Source organism: Nocardia sp. NPDC047648 (assembly GCF_040642815.1).
Taxonomy (GTDB): Bacteria; Actinomycetota; Actinomycetes; order Mycobacteriales; family Mycobacteriaceae; genus Nocardia; species Nocardia gamkensis.
The window spans coordinates 336,367-350,839 of the sequence record NZ_JBEYSX010000002.1; the positions used below are offsets into that span (position 1 = coordinate 336,367).

A 14,473-nucleotide genomic window follows, 5' to 3' on the forward strand; every position below is an offset into this window, starting at 1 on the left:
GAACCGGGGCACTGTAACGCGTGGTACCCACTTGTGAGAGAGAAGCCACTAAGTTACCCACGGGTAACTTAACGTAAGGTAATGTCACGGCCTGAGCCACCCACCCGGGCGTACGGCGCAGCTCGTGCGACCACCATTTACGTGTAACCAGAACAGGAGGTCGACGAAGACCGATGCCGAACATCGTCGTACTCATCAAGCAGGTTCCCGACACATGGTCGGAGCGCAAACTCACCGACGGTGACTACACGCTCGATCGTGAGGCCGCCGACGCCGTCCTCGACGAGATCAACGAGCGTGCCGTCGAAGAAGCGCTGCTGATCAAGGAAGCCCAGGGCGGTGAGGTCACCGTGCTGGCCGCCGGTCCCGACCGCGCCACCGAGGCCATCCGCAAGGCGCTGTCCATGGGCGCCGACAAGGCCATCCACATCAACGACCCGGCCATCCACGGCTCCGACGCCGTGCAGACGGCGTGGGTGCTGGCCAGTGCGCTCGGCCAGGTCGAGGGTGTCGAGCTGGTCATCGCGGGCAACGAGGCCACCGACGGTCGCGCGGGCGCGGTGCCCGCGATCATCGCCGAATACCTCGGCCTCCCGCAGCTGACGCACCTGCGCAAGCTGACCGTCGACGGTGACAAGATCACCGGCGAGCGCGAGACCGACGACGGCGTGTTCAAGCTGGAGGCCACCCTCCCGGCCATCGTCAGCGTCACCGAGAAGATCAACGAGCCGCGCTTCCCGTCCTTCAAGGGCATCATGGCCGCGAAGAAGAAGGAAGTGCAGACCTTCACGCTGGCCGACCTGGGCGTCGACCCGTCGACCGTCGGCGTCGCGAACGCGGGCTCCACCGTCACCGCGGCCACGCCGAAGCCTCCGCGCACCGCGGGCGAGAAGATCGCGGACGAGGGCGACGGCGGCAGCAAGATCGCTCAGTACCTGATCGGCCAGAAGATCATCTGATCTCGGTAGCGCCTGCAGACTTCCTAGGAGAGAACAAATGGCTGAAGTACTCGTGCTCGTCGAGCACGCCGAGGGTGCGATCAAGAAGGTCAGCACCGAACTGCTCACCGCGGCTCGCGCCCTGGGTGAGCCCGCCGCCGTCGTGCTCGGCACGGCGGGCACCGGCGAGAAGCTGGCCGACGCGCTGGCCGCCGCGGGCGCCGAGAAGATCTACATCGCCGAGTCCGACGATGTGGAGAACTACCTGGTGACCCCGAAGGTCGACGTGCTGGCCGCGCTGACCGAGTCGGTCTCGCCCGCCGCCGTGATCGTCGCCGCCACCGCCGAGGGCAAGGAGGTGTCGGGTCGCCTGGCCGCCCGCATCGGCTCCGGCCTGCTGGTCGACGTCATCGACGTGAAGTCCGACGGCACCGCGGTGCACTCCATCTTCGGTGGCGCGTTCACCGTCGACGCCAAGGTCACCGGCGATGTTCCGGTGATCTCGGTCCGCCCGGGCGCCGTCGAGGCCTCGGCGCAGGCCGGCGCGGGCGAGAAGGTGACCGTCGAGGTGCCCGCGCAGGAAGACGGCGTGGTCAAGGTGACCTCGCGGGAGCCGGTCGTGGCCGGTGACCGTCCGGAACTCACCGAGGCGGGCATCGTGGTCTCCGGTGGCCGCGGCGTCGGCTCCGCCGACAACTTCTCGGTCGTCGAGGCGCTGGCCGACTCGCTCGGCGCGGCGGTCGGCGCCTCGCGCGCCGCCGTCGACTCGGGCTACTACCCGGGCCAGTTCCAGGTGGGCCAGACCGGTAAGACGGTCTCGCCGCAGCTGTACATCGCCCTCGGCATCTCCGGCGCGATCCAGCACCGCGCGGGCATGCAGACCTCGAAGACCATCGTCGCGGTCAACAAGGACGAAGAGGCGCCGATCTTCGAGATCGCCGACTACGGCATCGTGGGCGACCTGTTCAACGTCGCACCGCAGCTGACCGAAGCGGTCAAGTCGCACAAGGGCTGACGCTCTTCGGCTGGTCGAAAGGCGGCCCCGACCTGAAGGCCGGGGCCGCCTTTCGCTGAGTTGGCACAGCTGCGGTTCTGATGCTCGATCTGCTACAGCAGCGCTTCCACTGCCCGCCCATGTCGCATGTGATCGGCTGAAGTGCAGTGGCATACCCGCCAGATGGCCCGACACTGCTCGTAGTCGGCATGTTTGACGACGCCATCAGCCGATCTCATGCGTTGCCTGCTAGTTTCATTGGCGTCAAGTCCCCCGAAGGGGGGGAGTCATCGACACTAGGGGATCAGAAGTGAAGAAGACGGTTACGGGACTGCTGATGGGTGCGCTGGCCACGGGGGCTTTGATCGCCTCGGCACCTGCGGCGCAGGCAACGGTGTATCCGAACGAAAAGGCATGCTTGGCCGCCGCGAAGCAGGAGGAGGCGCGGCGCGTTTCCGCGGGCGACATCAACGTCCCTCATTACAGCTGCAAGGCAGAAGGAAACGGCTGGCGAATGGGCATCTTCCGCTGATCGAAGTGGTGAGGGCGGGCTGACCTGGTCTGCACCACCCTCGCCGCACGATCTGCCGCACAACCCCAGGACCACCGCGTCGATCGCTGCGCGGTGGTCCTGTTCCGTTTCCACCACCGCCGAAATACTTGCCTCCGACCGTCATTCGGCCCTGGACCAGCCGCCGGAGCTCTCTTGTGAGACCGATGATGGCCTGTCGATGAGCATGTATCGGCGCTGATCTTCGAGCGCTTGGTTCGTTGTGCTCGGTCGGAGAAGGTCGCCGCGACATTGGTGCGAACTCTCGAGGCCAGGTGAGCAAAAATAGTGACCGATGCGAAAGAAATTACGGCGCAGTCGATTCGCGTCGAAGTCGCAGGTTACGGACGTACACTCGCCCGGTGAGCATCCCCACGGAACCGATCGGTAGCATCCCTCGACCTCACGACCTGTTGGCCGCCATGGCCGACGAATCCGGCGACCCCGCGCTCGCCGAACTCCAGCAGCGGGCGGTCGCCGAGACCATCCGACGCTTGGAGGAACTCGGCTCTCCCGTCGTCACCGACGGCGAGCAGTCCAAGCCGAGCTTCGCCACCTATCCGCTCGCCGGGCTGGACAATCTGGCCCCGGACGGGGCGATCATCCCGTTCGCCGACGGGCACCAGCGGCAGTTGCCCCGCCTGAGCACAGGGCCGTTCCGCTACGCGGCGCACGCGGCGGACTATCTGCGCGCCGCGCAGCAGCACGCCACCGTTCCGGTGAAGCAGGCCGTCATCGCGCCGTCGGCACTGAGCCTGCTGTATCCGGCCGAGGGCATCGAGGGTTATCCGCGCGAGCAGTTCCTCGCCGATCTCGCGGACGCGGCCGAGGCCGACATCCGCGGCTGTCTGGAGGCGGGGGCGCACCTGGTGCAGCTCGACTTCACCGAAGGGCGGCTCTCGCTGAAGCTGGACCCCAGCGGCGGCGTGCTCGACCAGTTCATCGAGCTGAACAACACTGTGCTCGAACGCTTCTCGGACGAGGAGCGCGCCAGGATCGGCGTGCACACCTGCCCTGGTGGCGACCAGGACTCGACGCACAGCCTGGACGTGGACTACGTCGATTTGCTGCCGAAGCTGCTGCAACTGCGGGTGGGCGCGTTCTACCTCCAGTTCGCCAGCGAGCCCGACCCGGAGAAGGTGCTGGCCGTGGTCGCCGAACACCTGCCGGCCACGGCGCGCGTGTTCATCGGCGTCACCGACCCGATCGATCCGCGAGTAGAGACACCCGAACAGGTGCGTGACCGCGTGCTGCTCGCCGCTCGCTTCCTGCCCGTCGATCGGCTGGGCACCTGCGACGACTGCGGCTTCTCGCCGTTCGCCGACGACACCTCCACCTCACGGGAGACCGCGTTCGCCAAGATCCGCGCGCGTATCGAGGGCACAGCGCTGGCGGCCACGGAATTGGGCGTCTGATTCGCAATCGGGACTCGAGTGAACAGCCCCGGCAACTCCCGGGGCCGTTCTCGATCGGCTCGGCAGGCTCGTAATGAGATTCCGCTGACGCACAGCGGAGCCGGTGCGCTGTAGCGATATTCGACGGTCGCGGGGGACCGGCCCCGCTCCTGGCCGTGTGGCGGGGCGAGGCCGGTCACGGAGGCGTCGGCGCTCAGCTGCCTGGTGCGGGCGGGCAAACTCGTTCCGCCGGTATCCAGCCCCCGCGAACGCGCCGCCGCCCGTGGCCTGGCGTTCGATCCGCCCGCCGGTCCACTGCCCGTATCGCCCGGCCCCGATCCGAAAACACTGCTGCATGTGCTGGACGCGCTCAGCGACTCCATCGCGGACTTCCGCAGCCCGGCATCCCGTCTCTCGGGCGTCACGCGAAGCGAGCGGGACTGATGTGGACGCACGAGGTCCATCACACCGAAGCCGGCGGCTATCAGGCGATGTGGCGGCTGATCTGCTCCCGCGCCATGGCCTTCCTCGGCTACCGGATCAATCTGAAAACGGAAGAAAACGGATGAGGGAACTATTGCCCGCGTACCTGTCAAGGCGTCTTACTGAATAGAGTCAGGACCAAGCGAGTTCGCGATCCTGGCGCAGCGGAACCATTCCCGCCGTGGCCGAGGAGGTCGCAGGATGTCTACCACTACTTCTCCTTCCGCGGCGCCGACTCTGATCTCGGTCGGCCCGCGTTCCGGTCCGGTTGCCGGTGGCATAACGGTCACCCTGACCGGGACGAACCTGACCAGTGCTACGGCGGTCGAATTCGGCGCCATTCCAGCGATCTCGTTCGCGATCGACTCCGAAACGCAGATCACGGCTGTCTCTCCGGCCGCGACGGGAGTCGTGCGTATCACCGTCACAACGCCGAGCGGGCGGAGTAACGGTGTCCCGTTCACTTATGTCGGCACGCCTCCACCATCCGGGGTGAACTTCGGTCCGGGAACGTCGATCGTCTCCGATGGCGGGCCGCCCCGCGGAAGCTGGGGCACGGTAGGGGCGGTCGGATACGACGAACTCGGCAATCTGGTGGCTCTCACGGCCGGGCACATGATGACCCGGAACACCAGAACTCAGGATGTATTCCTCACGGGGAATCGCAGACTGGGTCCGATCGGGTGTTACGTCACGTGGTGCACGAATTGGCCCGGCTTTCCGTCGATGCGGTTTCCGGCCGACTCATCCAGGGATTACGCGGTCATCAAACTGGACGAAACGAAGATCAATCCGGTCAACACGACGCCGAACGGCACCGTGATCAGCCGGATCGGTGCGCATCCGGTTCCGCTCACGGACATCATGTGCAAGTACGGCCAGGTGTCCGGAACGACATGCGGTCTCGTGATCGAGTACGAGAACAACGTCATCCGGTCCTGGGCTGCGGTCATTCCGGGCGACAGCGGTGGACCGGTGACCACGCGAAGCGGTCTGGTCGGCATCACCTCCGCGATCAATCCGCTCAAACCGTGGGCGCCGTTCCAGTTCACCGGTATCCACGGCATTCTCGACGACATCGCAGCGCAAGGACCGCGCACGATCGGCATCGGATTCACTCCGCTCCCGTGATCGTGGAGCACGAACACGATCGCGCGCTCGACCGACCCGTCGCTGTGAGCGATTGCGGAAGTCCGGTTACCGGTGGCACGGACTGTCTGCGCCGAGTCTCGCAGCGCGGACCTGACCGCCGCCGCACCGCCGTGCTCAGCAGCGGTGCAGCGCCAAGAGCAGGGTGTCCAGGATCGGTGATCGCCTGGCGTCGGCGCGCAGTACCGCCGAGACCGGGATGCGCAACTTGGATTCGGCCAGCCGCAGCACCACCAGTCCCTCGGTGGTGCTCTCGGCGTACAGGACCGTCCACGCGTCGGGCCGGTTGATCAACTCCATCGTCGCCGTGTGATCGGGCGGGATCGGCGGTCCGAACGTCGGGCCGGTGGGCAGTTCGGCGAAGGCGTTGCGGATCACGGTGTGCAGCAGGACCTGTTCCTGCTCCGGCGGCAGAAGCAGCGGATACGAACTCAGGTCCGCCAGGGTCACCGTGTCTCTGGTCGCCAGCGGATGCGCGCTGGAGGTGGCGATCACCAGGTCCTCCACCCACAGTTGTTCCACCACGAGGCCCGGCTGGTCGACGCGGCCGCGGATGAGCGCCAGATCACAGTCCCCGTCGGCCACCGCGGTGATGCGCTGACGGAAGGGTTTGATCACGAACTCGATCTCCGCCTCGGGATGCGCGGCGCGCGCTCCCGCGATGGCCGACAGCGAGCGGGTGGCGAAGGACATGTTCGCGGCCAGCCGGATGCGCGGGCCCACCGTTCGCACGGCGGCCCGGATCGCCGATTCCAGGCTCAGCATTTGTTTCGCCAGGGGAAGTAGCCGGGCGGTCGCGTCGGTGGGGACGACGGAGCGGGTCGAGCGCTCGAACAGTTGCACGCCGAGGTCGCGCTCGAGCCGGGAGATCTGGTGGCTGATCGCCGACTGCGAGATGAAGCACCGCGCCGCGGCGCCGCTGAAGCTGAGCTCCTCGCACACTGCGACGAAGTAGGTGAGCTGCCGAAGTTCCACAGCGACCTCCTATTAATTACGAATCGAGATAAGACTCATCTGAATTATGCGCCCACACACCTGAAATATCCGTCCTCCGGATCGCGGTTGGTAATGAGAGAAGGAGGCTGTCATGCAGTACGTGGAAGCGGGAATCGAAACCGCGGGTGTCGTCATTGTCGGATCGGGGTTCGGCGGGCTCGCCGCCGCCAAGCAGCTGGCCAAGTCGGGGGTGGACTATGTGCTGATCTCCAGCACGCCCGAGCATCTGTTCCAACCGCTGTTGTACCAGGTAGCGACCGGTGTGCTCGCATCGGATGAGATCGCGCCGCCGATCGCGGGGATTCTGCGCCGCCATCGCGAGGCGGACGTGCGCCTTGGCACGGTGGTCGACATCGATCCCGACCGGGCCGTCCTCACCTACGAACACGAGGGCGAGCGCCGCCGCATCCGTTACGGCTCGCTGATCGCGGCCACCGGGGCCAGCCAGTCCTACTTCGGCCGGGACGATTTCGCCGAGAAGACCTTCTCGCTCAAGACCATCGACGACGCGCGGCGGCTGCGCGCGCAGATCCAGCGCGTCTTCACCGAAGCCGCGCAGGCCGACGAGCAGACCAGGCGCAGGCTGCTGAGCTTCGTTGTGGTCGGCGCGGGGGCGACCGGCGTCGAGGTGGCGGGACAGCTGAAGGAACTGGCGAAACGGTATTACCACCAGGAGGTCTCGGTCACGCTCGTGGAGGGCGCGGGCGAGGTGCTCCCGCCGTTCGGGGGCGGGCTGTCGGAATACGCGAAGAAGTCGCTCACCCGCAGCGGCGTGGATGTGCTGCTCGGCACCTTCGTCACCGACATCGAGCACGGCAAGGTCACCGTCAAGAGCGCCGACGGGGTCGAGCACGGCATCGCGGCGGAGACGGTGGTCTGGTCGGCGGGCGTGCAGGCGGGCGGGTTCGCGAAGATCCTGGCCGAGGCCACGGGCGTGGCGACCGACCGGGCGGGCCGGCTGCTGATCAACCCGGACCTCACCGTCGGCGGCTACGCCGATATCTACGCCATCGGCGACATGACCTCGCTCAACGGCTACCCCGGCCAGTCGCCGGTCGCCATGCAGGAGGGCAGGCACGCCGCCGACATCATCCGCCGCAAGAAGCAGCCCGGCACCCCGTTCACCTACTGGGACAAAGGCAGCATGGCGGTGATCAGCCGATTCAGCGCCGTGACGAAGCTCAACGAGCGCATCACCTTCCGTGGCGTCGTCGCCTGGGTCATATGGCTCGCGGTGCACTTGTTCTATCTGGTCGGCTTCCGCAACCGCTTCGCCGCGGTCGCCTCGTGGTTGGTCGCGTTCATCGGCACCGGACGTCCCGGTTTCGCCGAAGAGGAGACGACCGCGCCGACGGTACGCGCGTCGGAAAGCCGAGCGGCCTGAGTACTTCCCGCACCTGACGAATCGCGCGGCTTCCAGCCGGAAGCGGCGCGATGCCCGGTGTGCGGCGTGCCGGCCGAGAACGACGACCCGCGCGACAAACCGCATGTCGGAAGCGTTTGCGATGCTGATGGACGAACACGGTGGAACCGTTCGGTGAACGCTCGGTGTGACCGCCGTCTCGTTAACCCAACCGGCATCGCGGCGACACTTCGAGGTTGCTGAGGCGCATTGTCGGACTGGCTTCATCATGGATATGACTATTTCGTCCGTGTTGACAGCCCCGGCTCGAGCGACGGACTCCGGCGAGGGGCGGTCGCGCTACTCGCTGGTGGTCTCCTCCGACCGCGACCACCGTGTCGCCGCACAGCGCCTGCGCTACAACGTGTTCGCGAACGAGCCGGGCTTCCGGATCCCGGACGCCGGAACCGGCCTGGACGCCGACCGATTCGACGAGCACTGCGACCACCTGCTGGTGCGCGACGACGCCAGCGGCGAGTTCGTCGGCTGCTACCGGATGTTGCCGCCGGACCGAGTCGCCGCCGCGGGCGGGTACTACACGGCGACGGAATTCGATCTCGCCCAATTGGATCCGGAGGGAATGCGGATCGTCGAGATGGGCCGCGCCTGCGTGGTGCCCGACCACCGCAACGGCTCGGTGCTCACCCTCATGTGGGCGGGCATCCTGCACTACATCCAGCTCACCGGCTACGAGTGGGTGATGGGCTGCGTGTCGGTACCGATGCAGGACACCCCGGCCGACCCGCCCGGGGTGAACGTGCGCGGCGTGCGCGACATGCTGCTCGGCAGGCACGCCTCCGACCCGGAGCGGCGGGTGCACCCGCACAACCCGGTGATCGTCGACGGCAAGTCCCTGGACGAACTGACGCCGCCGTCCCGGCCGAAGCTGCCCCCGCTGGTGCGCGGGTACCTGCGGCTGGGCGCGGAGGTATGCGGCGAACCCGCCCACGATCCCGATTTCGCGGTCGCCGACTTCGTCGTGCTGCTCGGGTTGGACACCATCAACACCCGGTACCTCGACCGACTACAAGACGCGGCCGCGTCGCTCGACGGGGGACGGTGAGGACCGTGGTTTTCGACGCGCCGCCCGCGATGTCCACCGCACACGCTTGGATGCCGTCGAGCCCCTGCGGGCCCGGCTGCCTGGATTCGATCGATGGGGTCGGACCGGCGCGGGTGGCCGCCCGGTTGGCCGGGGTCGCCGGACTGCTGCTCAGCTTCCCGTTCGCGAACGCGGTGACACCACGGGGCAAGCGCGTGCCGTTGCAGCGCGGCTACGCTCGCCTGCTGCTCGGTTGCCTGGGCCTGCGGCTGCGGATCGTCGACAACCGAGGGGTCGTGGACGAGCGCGGTGTCGTCGATGAGGGCGACGCCGCGCGCACACCCGCGGGCTTCGGGACGGCGGGTCATGGCGTGCTGGTCGTCACCGGACACATCGGGTGGACCGACATCGTCGCGCTGGCCTCGGTGCAGCCACTCGGCTTCGTGGCCCGCGCGGACATGGTGGACTGGCCGCTGATCGGCAAGCTCGCCAAGTCGATGCGGGTGATCCCGATCGAGCGCGAGAGCCTCCGGCAGCTGCCCGGCGTGGTGGCCGCGGTGGGAGCGCGACTGGCCGCGGGCGAGCGGATCGGCGTCTTCCCCGAGGGCACCACCTGGTGCGGCCGCGCCTACGGCACCATGCGTTCCGCGCTGTTCCAGGCGGCCGTGGACACCGGCACCCCTGTGCAGCCGGTGCGATTGCGGTATTTGGACCGGCACGGCGTGTCGTGCACGGTGCCCGCGTTCGTCGGCGCCGACACCTTCGCCTCCTCCGCGCGGCGGGTGCTGCGCTCGCGCGGGATGGTCGCCGAGGTGGTGCTGGAACCGGTGCTGGAACCCGGCACGGACCGGCGCGAGCTGGCCCGTCGCTGCGAGGCCGTCGTCCGCGGGACCGCGGTGTCGCGCCGTGGCGCAGTCGAAGCCACGGAGTGGATCGAGGCCGGGCACACGCGGGTGCAGGATCCGTCGCTCGCGGCCGACGCCCCCGAAGTACGCAGGCCACGCCGCGCGATGCTGCGCGGCCGCCGGAGCGCCGCCGCGCGGTAGCGACTCGGCGACGCGATGGCCGAGACGCCCTGGTCCGCGACATCGCTCTTCCCGAGACACCGCCCGCCGCTCTTCGAGCCGGGTCCCGCACTCGCGCCCATCCGGATGTACCGGTGCCGCGCCGTGTGCACCCGCGTGCGCCGCGCCGCGGCCACACACGGGAGGCTCGGAGCGGTTACCAGCGGACTACGACCCCCGGTGTCCGGGCCACGCCATTACCGAGACACGCGGTGAGCCGCATTCGCCGCTGGCTCCACACAGTTTCCGGGGCGGGCCGACATCGGCCCGCCCCGGAAACAGGGGAAGAACTCAGAAGCCGCTTCCGGTCGGCGGGCGGAAGCCGTTGTGCCAACCGGGCCTGCCGTGGTCCCAGTCGTCGTGGCGGTCGCGGCCGCGGAACCAGTCGTCGTGACGTCCCCGGTCCCAGTCGTTGTGCCGTCCGTTGTTCCAGCCGTCGTGACGGTGACCGCCGTGGCCGTGCCCGGGGCGGCCGTGGGCCGCGTCGACCTGGTCGGCGGGCTCGAGCACGATCGGGTCGGCGAGCGCGGGCACCGCGACGGCGGTGAGCGGCATCAGGGCGAGTACGGACGCGGCGGCGGCGCGTGCCAGTACACGTCGCGTACGTCCATGGGTGCGTGGGTCCATCGGAACTTCCTCACTGATCGATTCGTCCGGTAGTCGACCGCCCGGCGTCCCGGTCCCGGATCCGGCTTGCGAACGGACCGACCGGCGATCAATACGCTGAACAACGTACCGCTATTCAGCGGCACATTCAATAGGTGAGAACCCTGAGATCCGGCCGGTCACATGGCTTTCGCGGTCCCGTGCGGGCGCGTGAGCAGGGGGGAATAACGGGCAGACGGTGACGGCTATCCTTAACTGGTCATGAAGTCGGCTTTTTCGGGTCCGGTCAACGGTGCTGCGCCCCACACGGTCTACCTCGATCACGCGGCCACCACACCGATGCTGCCCGCGGCCATCGAGGCGATGACGGCTGCCCTGCGCACCACGGGCAATGCCTCATCCCTGCACGGCTCGGGGCGCGCCGCCCGGCGGCTGCTCGAAGAGGCGCGCGAGTCGATCGCCGCCGACCTCGGCGCCCGGCCCTCGGAGGTCATCTTCACCTCCGGCGGCACCGAGAGCGACAACCTGGCGGTGAAGGGCATCTTCTGGGCGCGCCGCGACGCCGATCCGCGCCGCAACCGGATCATCGCCAGTTCGATCGAGCACCACGCGGTGATCGACGCGGTGGAGTGGCTGGAGCGGCACGAGGGCGCCGAGGTCACCTGGCTCCCGGTGGACGCAGAGGGGATGGTCGCGCCCGGCGCGCTGCGTGCCGCGTTCGCCGCGCATCCCGACGACGTCGCGCTGGTTACCGTGATGTGGGCGAACAACGAGGTCGGGGCCATCCAGCCGATCACCGAGCTGGCCGCCGTGGCAGCGGAATTCGGCGTGCCGATGCACAGCGACGCGGTGCAGGCGGCGGCGCAGCTGCCCATCGATTTCGGCGCGAGCGGTCTTTCCGCCGCCAGCTTCGCCGGGCACAAGGTGGGCGGACCGCACGGCGGCGGGGTGCTGCTGCTGGGCAGGCAGGTGCCGTGCGTGCCGCTGCTGCACGGCGGCGGCCACGAGCGTGACCTGCGGTCGGGGACCTCGGACACCGCGGCCGCGATCGGGCTGGCCGCCGCGCTGCGTCAGACCGCGGTCGAACTGCCCGTCCGCACGGCCGAACTCGTCGCCTTGCGGGACGCGTTGATCGACGGAATCCGCGCCACAGCGCCCGACGCGGTGCTCAACGGTCCGGCGGACGAACGGCGTCTGCCGGGCAACGTGCACGTCACATTTCCCGGCTGCGAAGGGGATTCGCTGCTGATGCTGCTGGACGCGGCGGGGATCGAATGCTCGACCGGTTCGGCGTGCACCGCGGGCGTCGCCACGCCGAGTCACGTGCTGATCGCCATGGGCGTCGAGCCGTGGCAGGCGCGCGGCTCGCTGCGCTTCTCGTTGGGGCACACCTCGACGCGCGCCGATGTGGACGCAGTGCTGAAAGTTTTGCCGCAGGTGGTGGAGCGGGCCAAGGCCGCGGGCCTGGCCGGTGCGAAAGGAGGTGTCTGATGCGGGTACTCGCCGCGATGAGCGGTGGTGTGGATTCGGCCGTGGCGGCGGCGCGTGCCGTCGACGCCGGTCACGAGGTGGTCGGCGTGCATCTGGCGCTGTCGGCGACACCGGGCACGCTGCGCACCGGATCGCGCGGCTGCTGCTCGAAGGAGGACGCCGGTGACGCCCGGCGCGCCGCCGACGTGCTGGGCATCCCGTTCTACGTCTGGGATTTCGCCGACCGCTTCAAAGAAGACGTCATCGACGATTTCGTCGCGGCCTACGCGGCGGGTGAGACGCCCAATCCGTGCCTGCGCTGCAACGAGAAGATCAAGTTCTCCGCGCTGGCCGACCGCGCGGTGGCGCTCGGCTTCGACGCCGTGGTCACCGGGCACTACGCGCGGCTCGAGGACGGCGTGCTGCGCCGCGCCGTCGACGCCGACAAGGACCAGTCCTATGTGCTGGCGGTGCTGACCGCGCAGCAGCTTTCGCGCGCGATGTTCCCGGTGGGCGACACTCCCAAGCCGCGGATTCGCGCCGAGGCGGCCGAGCGGGGCCTCGCCGTCGCGAACAAGCCGGACAGCCACGACATCTGCTTCATCCCCTCCGGCGACACCCGCGCGTTCCTCGGCGCGAAGATCGGCATCCGGCCCGGCGCGGTCGTCGACGCCGACGGCCAGGTGCTCGCGCGGCACGAAGGTGTGCACGGATTCACCATCGGCCAGCGCAAGGGATTGGGATTGCCGGGTCCGGCCGCCGACGGCAAACCGCGATACGTCACCGGCATCGATCCCGATTCCGGCACGGTGCACGTCGGCTCGGCCGAGGAGCTGCGGGTCCGGACGATCGAGGCGGAACGCGCGATCTGGACCTCCGGTTCCGCGCCCGCGGGCCCGATCGAGTGCGTGGCGCAGGTACGCGCGCACGGCGGCACCGCGCCCGCGGTCGCCGAGTCGGTCGATGACGGACTGATCGTGCGGCTGCGTGAGCCGCTGACCGGCGTCGCGCGTGGCCAGGCGGTGGTGCTCTATCGTCCGGACCCGCAGGGCGACGAGGTGATCGGCAGTGGGACCATCTCCGGTACCGTGCGGGAATCCGTCGCCAGCGAAACGGGGGCCGAGGCGGCGCGGTGATCCGGCCCGCCCGGCGCCGTCCTCTCCCTCGCAGCCCCCTGTGGTGTGGGGACCGAAAGACCCGGTAGCTGTTGCGGACAACGCAATCCCGGAATGGCGGAATCGAACGGACGGAGTACGGCGACAGTGGACGAGACCGGCACGGATGGCGTGACGCGAGACGGCGGGACGGACGTGGCGATCGAGCCGGTGCGCCTGCGGGGCGGAATCGCCACCGGTGTCGGCTCCTGGCCGGGCGCCGACCCGCGCGAGGCCGCCGCGACGATCGTCGGTGAACTCGGCGAGCTACCGCATCTGGTGGAATTGCCCGCTCGCGGCGCGGGCGCGGACCTGATCGGCCGGGTCTCCGCGCTGCTGGTGGACTTGCGATTCGACACAACGCCCCGGGGCTACCGGCTCGCGCCACGCCCGGGTGCGGTCTCGCGGCGGGCCCATGACCTGCTGCGGACCGATCTGGACGCGCTCGAGGAAGCGTGGGAGAACGCCGGTCTGTCCGGCCGCGGCCATCCGGTGAAGGTGCAGGCGGCGGGCCCGCTGACGTTGGCCGCGCAGGTCGAGCTGCCCGGCGGGCATCGCGTGCTCACCGATTCCGGCGCGGTGCGTGACCTCGCGGAATCCTTGGCCGAGGGGCTGGCCCAGCACGTGGCGGAGGTGCGCAAGCGGCTCGGCGCGCAGGTCGTCTTGCAGTTGGACGAGCCGTCGCTGTCGGCGGTGCTGGACGGCTCGCTGCGCGGGGTGAGCGTGCTGAACACCGTGCGCGCCCTGCCAGAGCCGGAAGCGCTGGCCCTGCTCGACACGGTGATCACCGCCCAGTCCGCGCCGGTGCTGGTGCACAGCTGCGCAGAGCCGCCCGCGCTGGGGCTGTTGCGCCGCAGCGCCGCCGACGCGATCGGTTTCGACCTCAGCGCGATCGGCACCGAGCAGCTCGACGATGTCGGGGAGGCACTCGAAGCGGGCAAGCAACTGATGCTCGGCGTCGTCCCGACCAAGGCACCGGCCACCGAGGTCACTTGGCGGACCTTCGCCGAGCCGGGCGTGCGGCTGATCGATCGGCTCGGCTTCGGCCGCCGCACGCTCGCGCAACGGGTGGCGGTCGGTCCGGCCTGCGGTCTGGCGGGCGTCCCGCTGGAGTGGAGCCGGCGGGCGCTGCGCCTGGCCACGGATGTCGCGCGCGCGTATGCCGAGGAGCCGGAAGAGCTTTCGTTCTCCTGATGTCCGGGGGCGTGCGTCGCTCGATGCGCGGTGGGTT

15 protein-coding genes are annotated in these 14,473 nt (G+C 69.0%); 13 read left to right on the forward strand and 2 right to left on the reverse strand.

The genetic code is table 11. The features are described 5' to 3' along the window. The first annotated feature begins 173 nt into the window (after positions 1-173). The 7 genes from ABZ803_RS05900 to ABZ803_RS05930 all read left to right on the forward strand — a co-directional run bounded on the left by ABZ803_RS05900 (position 174) and on the right by ABZ803_RS05930 (position 5,490). The gene (locus tag ABZ803_RS05900; RefSeq protein ID WP_062969571.1) at positions 174-959 is read left to right on the forward strand and encodes an electron transfer flavoprotein subunit beta/FixA family protein; all 786 of its coding nucleotides are present in this window, start codon (positions 174-176) and stop codon (positions 957-959) included. A gap of 37 nt (positions 960-996) precedes the next feature. Then, complete coding sequence (locus ABZ803_RS05905; RefSeq protein ID WP_040868613.1) at positions 997-1,953, forward strand: electron transfer flavoprotein subunit alpha/FixB family protein; 957 nt, start codon at positions 997-999, stop codon at positions 1,951-1,953. A gap of 289 nt (positions 1,954-2,242) precedes the next feature. Then, on the forward strand, positions 2,243-2,464 hold the full coding sequence (locus tag ABZ803_RS05910; RefSeq protein WP_357033497.1) for a hypothetical protein: 222 nt from the start codon (positions 2,243-2,245) through the stop codon (positions 2,462-2,464). Between the two features lie 380 nt (positions 2,465-2,844). Beyond that, positions 2,845-3,897 carry a cobalamin-independent methionine synthase II family protein gene (locus ABZ803_RS05915; protein ID WP_357033500.1) on the forward strand — a complete coding sequence of 351 codons (1,053 nt, stop codon included), beginning with the start codon at positions 2,845-2,847 and terminating at the stop codon, positions 3,895-3,897. Between the two features lie 204 nt (positions 3,898-4,101). After that, positions 4,102-4,320 (forward strand): hypothetical protein, encoded by a 219-nt coding sequence (locus ABZ803_RS05920; protein ID WP_357033502.1) that lies wholly within the window; start codon positions 4,102-4,104, stop codon positions 4,318-4,320. After that, a complete protein-coding gene (locus tag ABZ803_RS05925) occupies positions 4,320-4,445 on the forward strand; it encodes a hypothetical protein (RefSeq protein WP_357033505.1) in 126 nt (41 codons plus the stop codon). The genes ABZ803_RS05920 and ABZ803_RS05925 overlap by 1 nt, the downstream gene beginning before the upstream one ends. A gap of 115 nt (positions 4,446-4,560) precedes the next feature. Continuing rightward, positions 4,561-5,490, forward strand: coding sequence for an IPT/TIG domain-containing protein (locus tag ABZ803_RS05930; RefSeq protein ID WP_357033508.1), 930 nt, complete (start codon positions 4,561-4,563; stop codon positions 5,488-5,490). Positions 5,491-5,625: 135 nt separating this feature from the next. Here the strand turns inward: ABZ803_RS05930 and ABZ803_RS05935 are convergent, their stop codons facing one another. Beyond that, positions 5,626-6,483, reverse strand: coding sequence for a LysR family transcriptional regulator (locus ABZ803_RS05935; protein ID WP_040868605.1), 858 nt, complete (start codon positions 6,481-6,483; stop codon positions 5,626-5,628). Positions 6,484-6,595: 112 nt separating this feature from the next. Between ABZ803_RS05935 and ABZ803_RS05940 the strand changes: the two genes are divergently transcribed. The 3 genes from ABZ803_RS05940 (at position 6,596) to ABZ803_RS05950 (ending at position 9,994) form a co-directional block, all read left to right on the forward strand. Further along, entirely contained in the window at positions 6,596-7,888 is a 1,293-nt protein-coding gene (locus ABZ803_RS05940) for an NAD(P)/FAD-dependent oxidoreductase (protein ID WP_357033511.1), read from the forward strand. 253 nt (positions 7,889-8,141) lie between these two features. Then, positions 8,142-8,969, forward strand: coding sequence for a GNAT family N-acyltransferase (locus tag ABZ803_RS05945; protein ID WP_357033514.1), 828 nt, complete (start codon positions 8,142-8,144; stop codon positions 8,967-8,969). Between the two features lie 5 nt (positions 8,970-8,974). Beyond that, positions 8,975-9,994: a lysophospholipid acyltransferase family protein gene (locus ABZ803_RS05950; RefSeq protein ID WP_357033517.1), complete on the forward strand. Its 1,020-nt coding sequence runs from the start codon at positions 8,975-8,977 to the stop codon at positions 9,992-9,994. A 309-nt stretch (positions 9,995-10,303) separates the two neighbouring features. Here ABZ803_RS05950 and ABZ803_RS05955 read toward each other — a convergent pair whose 3' ends face one another. After that, positions 10,304-10,639 carry a hypothetical protein gene (locus tag ABZ803_RS05955; RefSeq protein ID WP_357033520.1) on the reverse strand — a complete coding sequence of 112 codons (336 nt, stop codon included), beginning with the start codon at positions 10,637-10,639 and terminating at the stop codon, positions 10,304-10,306. A gap of 240 nt (positions 10,640-10,879) precedes the next feature. On the opposite strand from ABZ803_RS05955, the gene ABZ803_RS05960 reads away from it, so the two are divergent. From ABZ803_RS05960 to ABZ803_RS05970, 3 genes are all read left to right on the forward strand, one after another. Continuing rightward, the gene (locus tag ABZ803_RS05960) at positions 10,880-12,109 is read left to right on the forward strand and encodes a cysteine desulfurase family protein (RefSeq protein WP_357033523.1); all 1,230 of its coding nucleotides are present in this window, start codon (positions 10,880-10,882) and stop codon (positions 12,107-12,109) included. Then, positions 12,109-13,224, forward strand: a complete 1,116-nt coding sequence (gene mnmA, locus ABZ803_RS05965; RefSeq protein ID WP_357033526.1) for a tRNA 2-thiouridine(34) synthase MnmA — start codon at positions 12,109-12,111, stop codon at positions 13,222-13,224. Before ABZ803_RS05960 ends, mnmA begins: the two co-directional genes overlap by 1 nt. 180 nt (positions 13,225-13,404) lie before the next feature. Next, a complete protein-coding gene (locus ABZ803_RS05970) occupies positions 13,405-14,436 on the forward strand; it encodes a methionine synthase (protein ID WP_357034309.1) in 1,032 nt (343 codons plus the stop codon). Positions 14,437-14,473: the final 37 nt, after the last annotated feature.

Bases quoted from the DNA above. Each gene is read 5' to 3' on its own strand.
- ABZ803_RS05900 (WP_062969571.1), top strand. From the start codon at position 174: ATGCCGAACATCGTCGTACTCATCAAGCAGGTTCCCGACACATGGTCG.
- ABZ803_RS05905 (WP_040868613.1), top strand. From the start codon at position 997: ATGGCTGAAGTACTCGTGCTCGTCGAGCACGCCGAGGGTGCGATCAAG.
- ABZ803_RS05925 (WP_357033505.1), top strand. From the start codon at position 4,320: ATGTGGACGCACGAGGTCCATCACACCGAAGCCGGCGGCTATCAGGCG.
- ABZ803_RS05930 (WP_357033508.1), top strand. From the start codon at position 4,561: ATGTCTACCACTACTTCTCCTTCCGCGGCGCCGACTCTGATCTCGGTC.
- ABZ803_RS05940 (WP_357033511.1), top strand. From the start codon at position 6,596: ATGCAGTACGTGGAAGCGGGAATCGAAACCGCGGGTGTCGTCATTGTC.
- ABZ803_RS05945 (WP_357033514.1), top strand. From the start codon at position 8,142: ATGACTATTTCGTCCGTGTTGACAGCCCCGGCTCGAGCGACGGACTCC.
- ABZ803_RS05955 (WP_357033520.1), bottom strand. From the start codon at position 10,639: ATGGACCCACGCACCCATGGACGTACGCGACGTGTACTGGCACGCGCC.
- ABZ803_RS05960 (WP_357033523.1), top strand. From the start codon at position 10,880: ATGAAGTCGGCTTTTTCGGGTCCGGTCAACGGTGCTGCGCCCCACACG.
- mnmA (WP_357033526.1), top strand. From the start codon at position 12,109: ATGCGGGTACTCGCCGCGATGAGCGGTGGTGTGGATTCGGCCGTGGCG.